Consider the following 17,243-nt stretch of genomic DNA (forward strand, 5'->3'; position numbering starts at 1 on the left):
CTTTACAGCCGCCCGACGACCTGTTCGATGGCCTGCTTCATCGTCGCCACCGTGAACGGCTTGCGGATGATGTTGTTCAGGCCAAGCTGTTTACCGACCTGGATCATCTCAGGCGTCGGCTTGCCGGTCACCAGGATGAAACCGACCCGCTGGGTCACCTGGTGGCTGCGCAGGGCCTTCAGCAGGCCCAGGCCGTCCATGCCCGGCATGTTGTAGTCCGACAGCACCATGTGGACCGGTGTCTGAACCAGCTTCTGATAGGCGCCCTGGCCGGAATTTTCGACCATGTAGTTCTTGATGCCGATCTCGTCGAGGCTCTGCGTGATGATCCCCCGGCTGGTCGACATATCATCCACCACCATGACGCGAAGTGAGTCTTTCAAGCTCATTTATCTTTCCTTCTGCTCTGCTTGCAGCCGCGGTCAGTTTGTCCTGCCTGCGGGTGAGTTTAGGTAGGTTGTGATCCCGGCCGTCTTCAGGTGCTGCGCTGCCGGGCCTGACATGCGCTCGGAGTGACCGATGAAGAGGTAACCGCCCGGGTTGAGGACATTTTGAAAGGCGCTCCAGACTTTTTGCTGGGTCGGGTTGTCGAAATAGATCGCCACGTTCCGGCAGAAGATCACATCGAACTTGCCGCGGAACGGGAAGGGCTCGATCAGGTTCAGCACCCCGAAGGTGATCATCTGGCGCAGGCTATCCGGCAAACGGCCGTCGGCATCGCGGGCCGGCAACAGCGCGCGATACTTGGAGTCGATCTGGGCCAGCTCGTCCTCGGGGTATTTGGCCGCCTGGGCGGTACGCACCACCACCGGGTCAATATCCGTGCCGAGGATCTTGAAGTCCAAACGGGCCGCTTCGGGGCATTGCTCCAGCACCGTCATGGCGATGGAGTAGGGTTCCTGCCCGTTCGAGCAGCCCGCCGACCAGATCCGCACGCGTCCGCCATTGCGGGCACGCTCGACCAGCCCCGGCAACACGTCGTTGCGCAGGGTTTCGAAGTGATGCGGCTCCCGGAAGAAGTGCGTTACGTTCGTGGTCAGAAGCGACAGCAAGCCGCTGCGCTCCTGATCGGCGTTGGGGCCATCCAGGCTGGCAAGATAGTCCTTGAAGTTGGTGATGTTGCGCTGCCGCAGCTTGCGGGCGAGGCGCGACGACACCAGCGGCTTCTTGCTCTTGGCCATCGCCAGGCCGAAGTGCTTGTGCGCGAACTGCGCAATCGCTTCGAAGTCCTTGTCCGACAGCGTAAACCCTTCGGCCGCAGGGGAGATGGAACCCTCCGCGCTCACGGCAGTACCTGCTCCGGAGCCGAGATCACCGCGTCGAGGTTGATGATGCGCACCATGGTGTCATCATGCGAGATGATGCCCTGGATGTACTCCATCGTGTTGCGGCTATCGACCGGCGGCGTGTCCTGGATATCGTCGGGATTGATCGAGATGATCTCGGACACCGATTCCGCCAGCAGGCCAACGGGCTTGCCGTGCACCGAGACAACGATCACCACGTTGCGCTCGCTGGCTTCGGTCTGCTGCAGGCCGAAGCGGGCGGACAGGTCGTAGATTGGGATCACCGCGCCGCGCAGGTTCATCACCCCCAGCACGTCGGCAGGCGCATGCGGCAGGATGGTCACCGGCGACCAGCGGCGGATCTCGCGGATCTGGGTGATCTTCAGGCAGAACGCCTGGCCCGCCACGGTAAAGCTGACAAACTCGCTGTGTTCGGCGTGTTTCACTTCCTGGTCGGTTTGCTTAACTTCAGCTTGCATTGCTCAGTCTCCGCTCGGTGTCAAAGGCGGCTGCCGTGGGCGAGGCCGCAATGATGCTTTCAGGGTCCAGGATCATGGCGATCTTGCCGTCTCCGAGGATGGTTGCGGCGGCGACACCGGGAATTTCCCCGCAGACGCCGTCGAGGCTCTTGATGACCACCTGACGCTGGTCGTGGATGTCATCCACCGCCAGGGCGCAGCGTTGGCCGGTTTCGGTTTCCACCAGCAGATAGACGCCGGCCTGCTGTTCGCTCTCGCGGTACAGCCCAAGGGCACCGGCGACATCGCAGATCGGGACGAAGTTGCCGCGGATCGACAGGAGGGTGCCGTCGGCGCCCAGGTTGTTGATCATGTCATCGCTGCCGCGCATGGTCTCGACGATCGAGGTGATCGGCACCACCATGGTCTGGTCCGCGACCGACACCACCATGCCATCCATCACCGCCAGGGTCAGCGGCAGGATGATGGTGAAGGTCGAGCCCTTGCCGGGCGCGGAGGAGATGTTGATGCGCCCGCCGAGACCGGTCACCGCATTCTTCACCACATCCATGCCGACACCGCGGCCGGAGAGGTTCGAGATCTCCTTGGCGGTGGAAAAACCGGGCATGAACAGCAGGTTGTCGATTTCGCTGTCGGTCAGCTCGGCATTTTCCGGGATCAGCCCCTTTTCGATCGCGATCTGCTTGACGCGCGGGCGGTTCACACCGGCGCCATCGTCCTTGATCTCGATACAGACCGACCCCGACCGGTGCGAGGCCGACAGGCGGATCTCGCCGGTGGCGGGCTTGCCCGCCGCCTCGCGGTCCTCGGGCTTTTCGATGCCGTGGTCGACCGCGTTGCGCAGGATATGCGTCAGCGGGTCGGACAGCCGTTCGATCACCGTCTTGTCGACTTCGGTGTTTTCGCCCTCGTTGACCAGTTTACAGGTCTTGCCGGTGGCGGCCGAGGCCTCACGGACGATGCGGGCCATGCGCTGGAAGAGCGGCTTCACCGGCTGCGCACGGATGGCCATGACGCCTTCCTGAATGTCGCGGGCCAGGTTCTTGAAGCCTTCCAGCTCGGTCTCGACATCGCGCAGATCGGCCACGTTCAGATTGGCAATCTGCTGCGCCAGCATCGAATGGTTGATGATGAGCTCCCCGACAGCGTTGATCAGCCGGTCCACCCGCTCAAGCTCGACACGGAGCGTCGGCTTGGGACCACCGCGCTGCTCCTGTTTGCCGCTCTCGGCTTTCGGGGCCGATGCCTTTTCCACGGCGCTTGCCGGTGTGGCTTCGGGTTCGGGTGCGGGGACCGGCGGTTCAAAAGGGGCAGCAGCGGTCCCGCTATCCACTTCGGGCGACGGGTCGGGCAGGGCAGCGCCATCGGCAGGCGGGGCGCTGAACATTGCGTCCAGAGCCGCAAGCGCATTGGCCTCCGCCTCGGCGTCGTGATCTCCGACGATGGAGAGCTCGCACAGACCTTCGACAAACTCGAAGACCGCTTCCACGACCGAGCGCGGCTCTTTGGTGACCAAAACCAGGTCCCAGGCCAGGTAGCTGTCGTTGACGTCCATCGCGTCAAAGCCGGGCAGCTCGTTCTCGTCCAGCGTCACGGTCAGCTCGCCCATGTCCCGCAGCGCCTGGAACAGGAAGAACGGTTCATTGCCGGTGCCATACATCTCCTTTAGGGGATGGAAGCGAATCCGGTAGGTTTCCTCCTGCGGCACCACCGGTGCAGCGGCAAACCCGCCGAGATCGCCGACCGGCGTCGGCCCACCGAGCCCCATCGGCTCGAAAGACAGGTCTTCCTCTTCTTCCGGGATGTATTCATCCAATGCCGCCAGCAGGGTATCGTGGTGCGCCTCGTCCACCTGGCCGCCATCGCGGGCAACCTCGACCAGCGCCGACAGATGGTCGCTGGAACGCAGCAGCAGCTGGATCAGCTTTTCATCGAGGTCCAGTCGGTTGGAACGCACCTCGTCGAAGACGGTCTCGAACCGGTGGGCAAAAGCCACCAGGTCATCCAGGCCAAAGGCCCCGGCGCCACCCTTGATCGAGTGCACGGCGCGGAAGATCGCATTGACCACCTCAGGGTTGTGATCGCCTCCTTCGATAGCGGTCAGCCCCTCATCCGTTGCTTCGAGGAGCTCTTCGCACTCCTCAAAGAAGGTATCCTGAATCGACCCCGACATCTCAGGCCGCGGCTCCGGTTACGCGCTTCAGGGCGAAGATCAGCGACGCGTCGTCAAACGGTTTCGTGATCCAGCCGGTGGCGCCGGCGCCACGGGCGCGGGCCTTCAGCTCGGGCGCGCTTTCGGTGGTCAGCACCAGGATCGGCACCTTGGAGTTGATCTCGGTACCGCGCAATTCCTCGATCACGCCGAACCCATCGAGGTTGGGCATGTTGATGTCAGTAATCACGACGTCAGGATCGACGTCCGAATACATGTCCACGCCCTCGCGGCCGTCGACAGCGCAGTGGTATTCAAATCCGGCCTCTTCCAGGGTTGCGGCCAGAAGATTCCGAATGGTGCGGGAATCGTCGATTGCCAGGACTTTGGTTTTCATGCTGTTTCCTCGTCTTCAAAACGGTTGGGCTCCAATCCCAGCAACGTCAGGGACTTGCGGCAGGATTCGGTGATATTGGTGACCGAGAAACCGACGCCCTCGGAGCGCCACTGCTGTTCGGCGCCAAGCAGGAGCTGCAGGCAGCGCGACGGCATCAGGGCGACGCCGCTACAGTCGATTTCGACCGCCTTGGAGCGTGCCCCCTGCAGGAAGGAGACCAGCGGGTCGAGCTCTGCAAAGGCGTTCGGCAGATCCAATTTATGCTTTTGCGTTTCCGTTGTCATTTTCGGCGATTCGCACCCCCGTTGTCGGCGATCAGTTCGTTTTCTGTGCTGCCAGTCATAGGCAGCGGGCCTTAACATTTGATTGCCGCCCGAGGCCCGCTCGCGGGGATTCATAAGGACAATCCGCGCGATCTATTCCGCGAAATCAGATCAATTTTTATGGGGGCCTCACGGTGGCGAAACGGGCGGCGAATCCGACGCACGGCGAATCAGTTCACCGCTGGTCGTGCCGCTGTCAGGGCATTGCACGTGATGGTTGCCAGGGCACGATCAAACCCCGTTTCGGGGCGGCAGAGGCTCGCTCAAACAGCCCCGAAACCGCGCAAATCGCACTTGCGTAAGCCGCAAATTAAGAACTGGCGACCAGTCTGTTTCGAACGACATTTGCGGTGGCCCGAACCGCTCGATCTTGGAGAACAGAATGAAAGCGTTGCAATCGCTCAAGCTAGCCTACCGGCTGCCACTTTTTGTTGTCGGTTTTGGCCTGGCCATGACCGCTGCTCTTGTGACGATCAGTACGGTCTCTTTTCAAAACAGCGTAAAGCAAAGCGCTGAGGACCAGTTCCGATCCATGGTAGCGGACCGAAAATACTCGGTGACCACCCTGTTTGATGCCATCCAGGCGGATGTGCAAACCCTGGCGGCGGTGCCGTCGACCGCGACCGCGATCGAATGGCTGACGATGACCTGGAACGACCTCGAGGGGAACCCGGGTGAGATCCTGCGCAAGGCTTATATCGAGAATAACCCCAACCCGACGGGCAAGAAGCATCTGCTGGCCCGCGGCGACGGCGACTCCCCCTATCACATGCACCATGAAAGCTTTCACCCGGCCTATCGGACTCTGATCGAAAGCAAGGGCTATTACGATGCCTTCCTGATCAATCTCGCAGGTGACGTGGTCTATTCGGTGTTCAAGGAAAGCGACTTCGGCACCAATATGCTGAATGGCCCGCTGAGCGACAGCGGGCTGGCGAAAGTGTATCGCAAGGCTGTCGCAGGCAACCGCGGCGACGTCTTCTATGCCGACATGGAACCCTATGCGCCCAGCAACGGCGCAGCCGCGGCCTTTGCAGCCGCACCGGTCGTGAATGACGCCAACCTCACCGTGGGGGTGCTTGCGGTGCAAATCCCGGTGGACCTGCTGAGTGCCATCGTCAACAATGAACAGGGCATGGGCGAAACCACCCAGGTCTACCTGGCAGGGGCGGACGGAAAAGCACGGTCCTCTTCCCGGTTTGCAGGCGGTTACCAGGTTTTGTCCGACCTGCCGGATACCATGCAGATGCGCGAAGCCTTTGACGGTAAAATTCACGTGCTGCCGGAGGTCGAAGGTCTGAACGGTCAGTCGGTGCTGGCCTATTCCGAACCGCTGCCGCTGGCATTTGCAGATTGGGCGATCGTTGCCGAACAGGATTGGCAGGAGCTGATGGCACCGGCCGTGGCCAAGCGCAACAAGCTGCTGCTGGTCTCCGCCATCTTCGCCGCCGGCATGTCCCTCCTGGGCTGGCTGTTCGCGCGTTCGATCACCAAGCCGATCAACCGCATCTGCGATAACATGGAAGCGGTCGCCGGTGGCAATCTCGACACCGAGGTCGAGGCCGCGCAGCGCCGCGACGAGATCGGCAAGATCGGCAAGACGCTCCTGTCGATGCAGGACGACCTGAAACTGGCCCGCGCCGCCGAGGAGGAGCGCGCCGAGATGCAGCGCCAGCAGCAGCAGGTGGTCGACAACCTCAGCAACGGCCTGATGTGCCTGGCGGAGGGCGACTTCTCGCAGCCCATCGACACCCCCTTCCCGCCGGAATACGAACAGCTGCGGCAGAATTTCAACAGCACCGTCAGCAACCTGAACGCCACCGTGCAGCAGGTGATCGCGGCCTCCGGCAGCATCCGCAGCGGCGCCGCCGAGATCAGCCAGGCCTCGGACGACCTGTCACACCGTACCGAAAGCCAGGCCGCCACCCTCGAACAGACCGCTGCCGCGCTGGACGAGCTGACCGCGAGCGTGAAATCTGCCGCCGAGGGCGCGCGCAGCGTCGAGGCGACCATGCAGCAGGCCCGCGATGAGGCCGAGACCAGCGACGCCGTGGTCCAAAGCGCCGTGGCCGCGATGACCGAGATCGAGCAATCCTCGGCCCATATCAGCCAGATCATCTCCGTGATCGACGACATTGCCTTCCAGACCAACCTTTTGGCGCTGAACGCCGGGGTCGAGGCCGCGCGAGCGGGCGAGGCCGGCAAGGGCTTTGCGGTGGTCGCAAGCGAGGTGCGAGCGCTGGCGCAACGCTCATCCGAAGCGGCGATGGAGATCAAGACGCTGATCTCCGACAGCTCCAAGCAGGTCGAGCGCGGCGTGGATCTGGTTGGCAAGGCGGGCGAGGCGCTGCAAAGCATCGTGTCGCAAGTGACCCATATCTCGCAGCTGGTCTCCGGCATCGCCGAGGGTGCGGCGGAGCAATCCACCGGCCTGCATGAGATCAACACCGGCGTCACCCAGCTGGATCAGGTGACCCAGCAGAACGCGGCGATGGTCGAACAGGCCACCGCGGCCGGGCATATGCTCAACAGCGATGCCGGGAAGCTGGCTGAGCTGGTCGGCCAGTTCCGCGTGATCGGCGGTGACGCGCAGCCTGCCGGGTCGCTCGAAACCGCTGGCAAACGCCCCCCCCTCGCCGAGGCCCGAAAAGGCGCCGACACGCGGAGCCAAGCGGCCGGCGCCGCCGCAGTGGTGATGGCGAGCGATGGCAATGCCGCGCGCGATGTCTGGCAGGATTTTTGAACCTTAACCAGGGATGCCGCCGCACCGGCGGCGGCATCCTCTGACCATGGCAATCTGTGTCGCCCATTTCTGCGACACTGAAACGAGATTGGGGAACCCATTGTCTTCGAAGAACTTATTGATCATTACCACGGATCGAAACTTTGCCATGTCGCTGAAAAGCTACATGGAACAAACCTATCCAGGCATGAAGGTGTATCTGGCCAACAATTTGATGATGGCCTACAATCAGGCCGAGGCGGCGCAGCCGGTATTTGCCTTTGTCGAAGACGGGTTCACCAAGCTGCCCGAATTCGAAATGATGATGGCGCTGTTTTCGGCCATGGACACGCGCTGGGTGTCGGTCATGGACACTTTCGGCGCGACTCCGGCCCGGAAATCTTCACCTTTGCTGGACGTCGGCGCCGGCATCTTCGAGCTGACCAAGGCGGATCACCCCAGTCAGTTCGCCCAGCATTTCGACATGATGGTGAAGGCCCCGCGTCGTGGTCGCGGCGCCGCGGTCGGCTCTGCGGCCCGCCCTGCGGCCGCGGCCGGGGGCAGCAAGAAGATGATCCTGATCGGGTCTTCTACCGGCGGGGTCGAGGCGTTGCGCAATGTCCTGGTGGGGTTCCCATTTGACTGCCCGCCCACTCTGATCGTGCAGCATACCGGCAAAAATTTCGGCTCTGGCCTGGTGTCGCTGCTGGATCGCATCTGCCCGGCGCGGGTCCGCGCCGCCGAAGACGGGCTGACGCTGGAACCCGGCTATGTCTATGTTGCGGCCGGTCAGCGCCGCCACATGGGGCTGAGCAACCGCGCCCCTCGGCGGCTGCGGATGAAAGAAGGGCCGGATATTTCCGGTCATACGCCGTCTGTTGACGCGCTGTTCACCTCTGCCGTGCCATATGGAAAGGACGTTGTAGCCACAATTCTGACCGGGATGGGACAGGACGGCGCCCGCGGCCTTCTGGAGCTGCGCAAGGCAGGCGCCAAAACCTTTGCCCAGGATGAGAAATCTTCGGTCGTCTATGGCATGCCCAGGGTTGCCTGGGAGATGGGGGCAGCCCAGCAGCAGGTGCCGCTGGCCCACATGGCCAGCACTCTCCTTCAGGCCAGCAAGGCCTGAACAGATCGCAGGAAGGGACGAACTAGCCTTGAACAATGTTTTTGCCAACACGAAGCCCGTGACTGTTCTGCAAGGAGACTACCGCGTGACAACGGACCCCAAGACCGTGTTCTCGACGGTTCTGGGCTCCTGCATCGCGGCCTGCATCTATGACCCCGACCGTGGGGTGGGAGGCATGAACCACTTCCTGCTGGCCAATGCCAGGGGCGGTGGGGCGGCCAACGCCCGCTATGGCATTCACGCGATGGAGCTGCTGATCAACGGCATCATGAAGAAGGGCGCGGTGCGCTCCAATCTCAAGGCCAAGGTGTTTGGCGGTGCCAAGATGTCGGTAAACCTGTCGGACATCGGCGCGGCGAATGCCGACTTCGTCCAACGGTTCCTGCGCGACGAGGGCATCCCTTGCATCTCGTCGAGCGTTGGCGGCACCTCGGCCCGGCGGGTCCGCTTCCACCCCTGCTCCGGTGCGGCGCAGCAGACCCATGTGCAGGACGACCGCCAGCTGGGCGAACTGGAGCAGCGCGCCGTTGCAGCACCGCCTGTGGCCCCGGCTCCGGCTGCCGCGGGCGCTGGTGTCGTCGACCTGTTCTGACAAGATATTGCTGCCGCCTGCCAGTCTTTGCTGGCAGCAGACGCCGTGGCGCCGTGAATTACCGATTGCCCGTATTTGCGGGCACGGTTAATTCCTTAAGGGACATGACCAAGCGCAAGGCATCATCAGAGGTTACTGGCCGTCGACTGCTCCATTGGGTAGCCGTGTTGGCGGTCGCTGTCCTGTGCGGTTTCGGCTCTGTTGCCTCGGCGCAGGTAACGGTCTTTGCCGCTGCAAGTACGAAGAACGCCCTGGACGAGGCGGCAGACGCCTTCACCGGGGCCACCGGCGAGGACGTCATCCTCTCCTACGCGGCCTCCTCAGCGCTGGCGCGTCAGATTCAGCTCGGTGCGCCTGCGGATGTCTTCCTTTCGGCGAATACGACCTGGATGGATGTGCTGGAAACGGACGGTCTTGTCGCGTCTCGCAGTCGCAGCGACCTCCTCGCCAACGACCTGGTTCTGATCGCGCATGGCGCCGACGCCCCGCCGCTGGACCTTGCTCAAACCAATCTCGCCGAGGTGCTGGGCGATCGGCATCTGGCCATGGCTTTGGTCGATGCGGTTCCTGCCGGGATCTACGGCAAGGCGGCGCTGAGCACGCTCAATCAATGGGACGCTGTGGCGCCCAAGGTGGCCCAAGCCGCCAACGTGCGCGCAGCCTTGGCGCTGGTCTCCGCGGGCGCGGCCCCGCTGGGTGTGGTTTATGCCACGGACGCGCGGGCAGAGCCGACGGTGTCCGTCGTTGCCACCTTTGCCGCTGACAGCCATCCGCCCATCGTCTACCCCATCGCTGCCGTGACCGCGGGCCAGCAGCAGGCGGCAGAGGCCTTCATCAAGTTCCTGAGCGGGCCGGAGAGCCAGGCCATTTTCCTGCGCCACGGTTTCAGAGCGGTCCGCAAGTGAGCGGTGTCATTGCATGGCTCGGCCCGCCGGAATGGCAGGCGGTACAGCTGTCGCTGCGGGTGTCATTCTGGGCAACCCTTGCGGCCTTACCGCTGGCCCTGCTCATCGCACATGCCCTCGCCCGACGCCAGTTTCGCGGCAAGCAGCTTCTGAACGGCTTGGTGCACCTGCCCCTTGTCCTGCCGCCGGTGGTGACGGGCTATCTGCTGTTGATGGTCTTCGCGCCCAAGGCACCCGTCGGGGCAGCCCTTCAGCAATTCGGCGTGGTGTTTGCCTTTCGCTGGACCGGTGCGGCGCTGGCGGCGGCGATCATGGGATTTCCCCTGATGGTCCGCGCCATCCGCCTGTCGATCGAGGCGGTCGACCCCAAGCTGGAGGAAGCCGCGGCAACGCTGGGCGCATCGCGCCCCTGGGTATTCACCACGGTGACCCTGCCGCTCATCCTGCCCGGGGTGCTCGCCGGGGTGGTCTTGGGGTTTGCCAAGGCGATGGGCGAATTTGGTGCCACGATCACATTCGTCTCCAACATTCCGGGCCAGACCCAGACGTTGCCTTCCGCGATATACGCCTTCCTGCAGGTGCCCGGCGGCGAAAGCGCGGCCCTGCGACTGACGCTGATTTCGGTCGCGATTGCGCTGGCCGCCTTGTTGCTGTCTGAATGGCTGGCGCGCCGGGTCGCGGCACGGGTCGGAGGACGCTGAATGCTGTCTGTCGAGCTCAAACACCGTCTGCCCGATTTTTCACTGGACGTACGTTTTGATGCGCCATTGGGGGTCACGGTCCTGTTCGGACGCTCAGGTACCGGAAAGACCACGGTTGTACAGGCGGTTGCGGGGCTGCTGCGCCCCGATCGCGCACGCATCGTGGTGGATGGCGAGGTGCTGGGCGATACCGATCAACGCCATTGGCTGCCCCCACACAAGCGCCGGATGGGCTACGTATTTCAAGACGCCCGATTGTTTCCACATCTGACTGTCCGGCAGAACCTGCTTTATGGACAGAAATTCGCGCCCCGGGGCAGCAAGCCTGAAAGCCTGGACCGGGTTGTGGCGCTTTTGGGAATAGGGTCGCTGCTTCACCGGCGGCCGGGTCTGCTGTCTGGCGGCGAAAAACAGCGGGTGGCCATTGGCCGGGCCTTGCTGTCAGCGCCGCGGATGCTGCTCGCCGATGAGCCCCTGGCAGCCCTCGACGAGGCGCGCAAGGCGGAGATCCTGCCGTATTTCGAGCGGCTGCGTGATGAGATCGGCATACCGATCCTTTATGTGAGCCATTCGGCAGCCGAGGTTGCCCGACTGGCAACGACCGTTGTCGTCATGCAGGATGGCCGGGTCCGGCATCAGGGCGCCGCCGCCGATGTTCTGGCCGACCCCGAGGTCATGCCGACCGGTGTCCGCTCTGCCGGCGCGCTTTTGAAAGCGCGCGTGCGCTGCCACCACAGCGATGGTCTGACAGAGCTGGACGCGGGCGGGGTGGCGCTTTTCCTGCCGCGTATTGACCGCACGCCCGGCACGACGGTTCGCGTGCGCATCGCCGCGCATGAGGTGATCCTGTCGCGCCAACGTCCCGAGGGACTGTCAGCGCTCAATATCCTTCCCGGACAGGTCGAGCACATTCGCACCGGCAGCGGGCCGGGGGCGATGGTCTCCTTACGAACGCCGGCGGGCAGGGTGCTCGCCCGTGTGACGCGGCGCTCGGCCGCTGCCCTGGACCTGGCCCCCGGTGTCGATTGCCACGCGGTGCTCAAGACCGTGTCCATCGCTCCGGTGGACATCGGGCGGGGCCAGTGAAGATCCACCTTCAAAAATAGCAAAACAATCCTTCAGGTATCCTTGATACGGAAACAAGTTCGGTTGCGCGCAGCAGGCGGGTATCAATAGGGCAGCACTTCAGCAGGAAAGGCAGCCGATGACCAAACGATCCTACTACGCACCAGAAGGCGGGCTGCCGCCGCAGACACAGTTGCTGACCGACCGCGCCATGTTCACCGACGCCTACGCGGTGATTCCGAAGGGCACGATGAGCGACATCGTCACCAGCCTGCTGCCATTCTGGGAGAAGTCCCGTTTCTGGGTGCTGTCGCGCCCCTTGTCCGGCTTCGCCGAGACCTTCTCGCAGTACATCGCCGAGGTGCTGCCCGGTGGCGGCAGTGACCGGCCGGAAACCGAAGCAGGCACCGAGGCAGTGCTGTTTGTCGTCCAAGGCTCCATGACGCTGACCATCGACGGCGCAGTCCATGAGATGGAAGAAGGCGGCTATGCCTACCTGCCCCCCGCGGCCGACTGGAGCCTGCGCAACAACAGCGATGCGCCGGTGCGGTTCCACTGGATCCGCAAGGCCTATCAGGCGGTTGCGGGGCTTGACGCGCCCGACGCCTTTGTCACCAACGAAAACCATGTCGACCCGACCCCGATGCCGGGCACCGAGGGTAAATGGGCCACCACCCGCTTTGTCGATCCCAACGACCTGCGCCACGACATGCATGTGACCATCGTCACCTTTGAGCCCGGCGCGGTGATCCCCTTTGCCGAGACCCATGTGATGGAACACGGGCTGTACGTGCTGGAGGGCAAGGCGGTCTATCGGCTGAACCAGGACTGGGTCGAGGTCGAGGCCGGCGATTACATGTGGCTGCGCGCCTTCTGCCCGCAGGCCTGCTATGCCGGCGGGCCGGGCAAATTCCGTTACCTGCTCTACAAGGATGTGAACCGCCACATGCCGCTGGCACCGCAGCGCTGATGCGGTAGTTCTGACAAGCCAAGATTTCGCGCCCCGGCCCCTTGATGGTTCCGGGGCGTTCTTTTCATGCAGCGCCGTAAGTCTGCCGTCAGCCCGCCGGGGCACCCAACCCATGCGACAGCTTGGCCGCGGCCTCCTTGACCAGGGTGCCAATTCCGCTGATGCCGCCGTCAGGCATCCGCGCGGTCGGGCCGGAAACCGAAATTCCCGCCAGCACCTCGCCCTGCATGCCCAGGACAGGCGCCGCGACGCAGCGCATTCCGGGCGCTTTTTCCTCGTCGTCGAAGGACCATCCACGACTGCGGATCTTTTCCAGATCCGCGCGCAAAGCATCCGCCGAGGTCAAGGTTTTCGCGGTAAAACGCTCCAGCGTGCGGCCGCGTAGGAACCGGGTCAACTGGTCGTCGCCGTAACAGCTCAGCAATGCCTTGCCGATGCCCGAGGCGTGCATCGGCGACGTGGTTCCCGGCGGAAAGAAGGCGCGGATCGATTCATGGGTTTCCACCTGGCTCACGAACATCACGTCACCACCGCGTTCGATGCCGAGGTTGGAGGTCTCGCCAGTCGCCTCCATCAGCTCGCGCATTACCGGTCGGGCGCGTTCGATCACGCCAGAGCGACGCAGGAAAGCAGAGCCGAGGCGAAAGGCCATCGCGCCGATATGCCAGGTCTGCGTCTGCGGCTCCATCTCGACGATCTGGCGCGCCTCCAGCGTGGACAGCACCCGGTACATGGTGGCCGCCGACTGGTCCAGCGCGGTGGCAAGCTCGGTCAGCGTCATGCCACTGGCCCCGGCCAGCGCATCCAGCACGTCCAGCGCCCGGTCCAGCGACTGGATGGTGGCAGGCTGGCTGCTGGCGTTGAACGCTTTGGGGCGCCCCTTGCGACGCGGTGCCTGCGACATTTTCAAGCCTCCCAAGGCAATTCCAACAGCAGCTTATGGATAATTATGAAAACGCATTCTGTACAGTGAAAAAACTAAAGCACTTGAATTCATGCGAAAATTCTAACTTTTCTGCATTTGTGAAAGCTTTTTTCAAAAAAATTTCCCTCCGCGCCGCCCCGTATTAAGGTGCAGGAAATCGCCACAGGAGGGCACGACATGAGCTTTCAAAACCCGGTTTTCATTCCCGGTCCCACCAACATGCCGGAAGTGCTGCGCAAGGCAGTGGACATGCCGACGTTGGACCACCGCTCGCCGCTGTTCGGCCAGATCCTGCACCCGGCGCTGGAAGGCGTGAAGAAGGTTCTGAAAAGCGAGAGCGCCGAGATCTTCGTCTTCCCGTCCACCGGCACCGGCGGCTGGGAAACCGCGATCACCAACACGCTGAACTCCGGTGACAAGGTTCTGGCGGCGCGCAACGGCATGTTCAGCCACCGCTGGATCGACATGTGCCAGCGTCACGGGCTGGACGTGCAGGTGGTTGAAACCCCCTGGGGGCAGGGCATCCCGGCCGACCGCTACGAAGAAATCCTGACCGCCGACACATCGCACGAGATCAAGGTGGTTCTGGCCACCCACAACGAAACCGCAACCGGTGTGAAATCCGACATCGCCGCCGTCCGCCGCGCGCTGGATGCGGCCGGCCACCCGGCGCTGTTGTTTGTTGACGGCGTGTCCTCCATCGCCTCGATGGATTTCCGCATGGACGAATGGGGTGTCGACATTGCCGTCACCGGCTCGCAAAAGGGCTTCATGCTGCCGCCGGGCCTCGCTATCGTCGGCTTCTCACCACGGGCAATGGAAGCAGCTAAGACCGCGACCCTGCCGCGCACCTTCTTTGACATCAAGGACATGGCCGCAGGCTACGCCAACAGCGCCTACCCCTACACGCCGTCGGTCGGTCTGCTGAACGGTCTGAACATGGCTTGTGGTATGCTGTTGGACGAAGGGCTGGAGAATGTCTTTGCCCGCCACCACCGGATTGCCGAGGGCGTGCGCGCCGCGGTCCGCGCCTGGGGGCTGGAGCTGTGCGCGGTGTCGCCGGACGTCTACTCCGACAGCGTCAGCGCGATCCGCACGCCGGACGGCTTTGACGCCAACAAGTTCGTCAGCCTCGCGGCCGAGAAGTACGGCGTCGCCTTCGGCACGGGCCTGGGTGAGGTCGCGGGCAAGGTGTTCCGCATCGGCCACCTCGGCAGCCTGACCGACGTGATGGCCCTGTCGGGCATCGCAATCGCCGAAATGGTGATGGCCGACCTTGGCCTGAACATTCAGCTGGGTTCCGGCGTGGCGGCGGCGCAGGACTACTACCGCGGCAACACCGCCTCCAGCGCCAAGGCTGCCGCCTGATGAAGGATACCGCTATGTATATCCCGACCTACGAGGACATGCTGGCCGCGCATGAGCGCATCCAGCCGCATATCCGGCGCACGCCGGTGCGCACCTCTGCCTTTCTGAACGAACTGACCGGGGCGGAGCTGTTCTTCAAATGCGAGAACTTCCAGGAGCCGGGCGCCTTCAAGGTGCGCGGTGCCACCAACGCGGTGTTCGGGCTGGACGAGGAACAGGCGCAGAAGGGCGTCGCAACGCATTCCTCGGGCAACCATGCGTCCTGCCTGTCCTACGCCGCGATGCTGCGCGGCATTCCCTGCAACGTGGTGATGCCGCGCACCGCGCCGCAGGCCAAGAAGGACACCGTGCGCCGCTATGGCGGCAAGATCACCGAGTGCGAGCCCTCGACCTCCTCGCGCGAGGAGACCTTTGCCAAGGTGCAAGCCGAGACCGGCGGCGATTTCGTGCATCCCTACAATGACCACCGCGTCATCGCGGGGCAGGGCACCTGCGCCAAGGAGTTCGTGGAGCAGACCGACGGGCTCGACATGGTTGTGGCCCCAATCGGCGGCGGCGGCATGATCTCGGGCACCTGCCTGACGCTGTCCAACCTGGCGCCGGAAACCCAGGTGATCGCGGCAGAGCCGGAGCAGGCCGATGACGCCTACCGCAGCTTCAAGGCGGGCTACATCATCGCCGATGATGCGCCCAAGACCGTGGCCGACGGGCTGCTGGTGCCGCTGAAGGATCTGACCTGGCATTTCGTCAGCAACCACGTCAGCGAGATCTACACCGCCTCGGACGCGGAGATCATCGACGCGATGAAGCTGATCTGGAAGCACCTGCGGATCGTGATGGAGCCGTCCTCCGCGGTCCCACTCGCCACCATTCTGAAAAACAAGGACGCCTTCGCGGGCAAACGCGTGGGCCTGATCGTCACCGGCGGCAATGTCGATCTCGACAAACTGCCCTGGATGAACAGCTAAACTGGGGAACAAAACAATGAACGCACAGACAAATTTTGATCAGCTCGAAGTCGGCTATGACGTCCCGGCGGTCCCGGGCATGGACGAGGCTGACATCCAGACCCCGGCGCTGGTCCTCGACCTGGACGCGCTGGAGCGCAACATCAAGAAGATGGGCGATTACGCCAAGGCGCATGGCATGCGCCACCGGGTGCACGGCAAGATGCACAAGTCGGTGGACGTGGCCAAGCTGCAGGAAAAGCTCGGCGGCGCGGTTGGCGTCTGCTGCCAGAAGGTCTCCGAGGCTGAGGTTTTTGCCCGTGGTGGCATCAAGGACATCCTGGTGTCCAACCAGGTGCGCGACCCGCAGAAAATCGACCGTCTCGCCCGCCTGCCAAAGCTGGGCGCGCGCACCATCGTCTGCGTTGATGACATCGACAACGTGGCCGACCTGTCGGCAGCGGCGCAAAAGCACGGCACCGAGCTGGAAGTCTTTGTCGAGATCGACTGCGGCGCAGGCCGCTGCGGCGTGACTACAACTGAAGCGGTTGTTGAAATCGCCAAAGCCGTGAACGCGGCAGAGAACCTCAAGTTCACCGGCATCCAGGCCTATCAGGGCGCAATGCAGCACATGGACAGTTATGAGGACCGCAAGGCCAAGCTGGACATCGCCATCGCGCAGGTTGCCGATGCGGTCGAAGGCTTGAAGAAGGAAGGCATCGAGTGCGAGCTGGTCTCCGGCGGCGGCACAGGCTCCTACTACTTTGAATCGAACTCGGGCGTTTACAACGAGCTGCAGTGCGGCTCCTACGCCTTCATGGACGCGGACTATGGCCGCATTCTGGACAAGGACGGCAACCGCATCGACCAGGGCGAGTGGGAAAACGCCTTCTTCCTGCTGACCCAGGTGATGAGCCACGCCAAGGCCGACAAGGCCATCGTCGATGCCGGCCTCAAGGCGCAATCCGTGGACAGCGGCCTGCCCTTCATCTTCGGCCGCGACGACGTGGAATACATCAAATGCTCGGACGAGCATGGCGTGGTATCCGATCCGACCGGCGCGCTGAAAGTCGGCGACAAGCTGCGCTTGGTGCCCGGCCACTGCGACCCCACCGCCAACGTGCATGACTGGTACGTCGGCGTGCGGGGCGGCAAGGTCGAATGCGTCTGGCCCGTCTCGGCCCGCGGCAAGGCCTACTAAGAACGACCCCCAGACTGGCGGAGGTGCGCATGCCGCCCTCCGCCAGTCTGGGGGTCGTGCAACAACGATTTCCAGCCTGGT

General features: G+C 63.3%; 17 protein-coding genes. 10 read left to right on the top strand and 7 right to left on the bottom strand.

What is annotated here, in order from left to right:
• Positions 1-2: 2 nt before the first annotated feature.
• From ACZ52D_RS19425 to ACZ52D_RS19450, 6 genes are read right to left on the bottom strand one after another with little or no spacing between them, the layout of a single operon-like run.
• On the bottom strand, positions 3-389 hold the full coding sequence (locus ACZ52D_RS19425) for a response regulator (protein ID WP_222456023.1): 387 nt from the start codon (positions 387-389) through the stop codon (positions 3-5).
• A 33-nt stretch (positions 390-422) separates the two neighbouring features.
• The gene (locus ACZ52D_RS19430) at positions 423-1,286 is read right to left on the bottom strand and encodes a CheR family methyltransferase (RefSeq protein WP_369928325.1); all 864 of its coding nucleotides are present in this window, start codon (positions 1,284-1,286) and stop codon (positions 423-425) included.
• Positions 1,283-1,765 (bottom strand): chemotaxis protein CheW, encoded by a 483-nt coding sequence (locus tag ACZ52D_RS19435; protein WP_039135497.1) that lies wholly within the window; start codon positions 1,763-1,765, stop codon positions 1,283-1,285. The genes ACZ52D_RS19430 and ACZ52D_RS19435 overlap by 4 nt, the downstream gene beginning before the upstream one ends.
• Positions 1,755-3,938, bottom strand: coding sequence for a chemotaxis protein CheA (locus ACZ52D_RS19440; RefSeq protein ID WP_222456021.1), 2,184 nt, complete (start codon positions 3,936-3,938; stop codon positions 1,755-1,757). Before ACZ52D_RS19440 ends, ACZ52D_RS19435 begins: the two co-directional genes overlap by 11 nt.
• Position 3,939: 1 nt before the next feature.
• Positions 3,940-4,314, bottom strand: a complete 375-nt coding sequence (locus tag ACZ52D_RS19445) for a response regulator (protein WP_222456020.1) — start codon at positions 4,312-4,314, stop codon at positions 3,940-3,942.
• Positions 4,311-4,598, bottom strand: a complete 288-nt coding sequence (locus ACZ52D_RS19450; protein ID WP_222456019.1) for an STAS domain-containing protein — start codon at positions 4,596-4,598, stop codon at positions 4,311-4,313. Before ACZ52D_RS19450 ends, ACZ52D_RS19445 begins: the two co-directional genes overlap by 4 nt.
• Positions 4,599-5,019: 421 nt before the next feature.
• Here ACZ52D_RS19450 and ACZ52D_RS19455 point away from each other — a divergent pair, with 421 nt between their 5' ends.
• From ACZ52D_RS19455 to ACZ52D_RS19485, 7 genes are all read left to right on the top strand, one after another.
• A complete protein-coding gene (locus tag ACZ52D_RS19455) occupies positions 5,020-7,380 on the top strand; it encodes a methyl-accepting chemotaxis protein (protein WP_464443743.1) in 2,361 nt (786 codons plus the stop codon).
• Between the two features lie 166 nt (positions 7,381-7,546).
• Positions 7,547-8,488: a CheB methylesterase domain-containing protein gene (locus ACZ52D_RS19460; RefSeq protein ID WP_464443756.1), complete on the top strand. Its 942-nt coding sequence runs from the start codon at positions 7,547-7,549 to the stop codon at positions 8,486-8,488.
• Positions 8,489-8,516: 28 nt separating this feature from the next.
• The gene (locus tag ACZ52D_RS19465; RefSeq protein WP_369924910.1) at positions 8,517-9,080 is read left to right on the top strand and encodes a chemotaxis protein CheD; all 564 of its coding nucleotides are present in this window, start codon (positions 8,517-8,519) and stop codon (positions 9,078-9,080) included.
• Between the two features lie 104 nt (positions 9,081-9,184).
• Positions 9,185-9,985, top strand: a complete 801-nt coding sequence (gene modA / locus ACZ52D_RS19470) for a molybdate ABC transporter substrate-binding protein (protein ID WP_464443744.1) — start codon at positions 9,185-9,187, stop codon at positions 9,983-9,985.
• An 8-nt stretch (positions 9,986-9,993) separates the two neighbouring features.
• A complete protein-coding gene (gene modB / locus ACZ52D_RS19475) occupies positions 9,994-10,686 on the top strand; it encodes a molybdate ABC transporter permease subunit (RefSeq protein ID WP_464443757.1) in 693 nt (230 codons plus the stop codon).
• The gene (gene modC / locus ACZ52D_RS19480) at positions 10,687-11,772 is read left to right on the top strand and encodes a molybdenum ABC transporter ATP-binding protein (RefSeq protein WP_464443745.1); all 1,086 of its coding nucleotides are present in this window, start codon (positions 10,687-10,689) and stop codon (positions 11,770-11,772) included. It begins immediately after the preceding gene.
• Positions 11,773-11,890: 118 nt separating this feature from the next.
• A complete protein-coding gene (locus ACZ52D_RS19485) occupies positions 11,891-12,721 on the top strand; it encodes a bifunctional allantoicase/(S)-ureidoglycine aminohydrolase (RefSeq protein WP_464443746.1) in 831 nt (276 codons plus the stop codon).
• An 88-nt stretch (positions 12,722-12,809) separates the two neighbouring features.
• Here the strand turns inward: ACZ52D_RS19485 and bhcR are convergent, their stop codons facing one another.
• Positions 12,810-13,625: an HTH-type transcriptional regulator BhcR gene (bhcR, locus tag ACZ52D_RS19490; RefSeq protein ID WP_464443747.1), complete on the bottom strand. Its 816-nt coding sequence runs from the start codon at positions 13,623-13,625 to the stop codon at positions 12,810-12,812.
• 198 nt (positions 13,626-13,823) lie between these two features.
• Here bhcR and bhcA point away from each other — a divergent pair, with 198 nt between their 5' ends.
• From bhcA to bhcC, 3 genes are read left to right on the top strand one after another with little or no spacing between them, the layout of a single operon-like run.
• On the top strand, positions 13,824-15,014 hold the full coding sequence (bhcA, locus tag ACZ52D_RS19495) for an L-aspartate--glyoxylate aminotransferase BhcA (protein WP_464443748.1): 1,191 nt from the start codon (positions 13,824-13,826) through the stop codon (positions 15,012-15,014).
• Complete coding sequence (bhcB, locus tag ACZ52D_RS19500) at positions 15,014-15,982, top strand: beta-hydroxyaspartate dehydratase BhcB (protein WP_464443749.1); 969 nt, start codon at positions 15,014-15,016, stop codon at positions 15,980-15,982. Before bhcA ends, bhcB begins: the two co-directional genes overlap by 1 nt.
• Positions 15,983-15,998: 16 nt before the next feature.
• Positions 15,999-17,162 carry a 3-hydroxy-D-aspartate aldolase BhcC gene (bhcC, locus tag ACZ52D_RS19505; protein ID WP_464443592.1) on the top strand — a complete coding sequence of 388 codons (1,164 nt, stop codon included), beginning with the start codon at positions 15,999-16,001 and terminating at the stop codon, positions 17,160-17,162.
• Positions 17,163-17,243 lie beyond the last annotated feature (81 nt).

The sequence above is a fragment of the Leisingera sp. S2M4 genome, assembly GCF_055398055.1.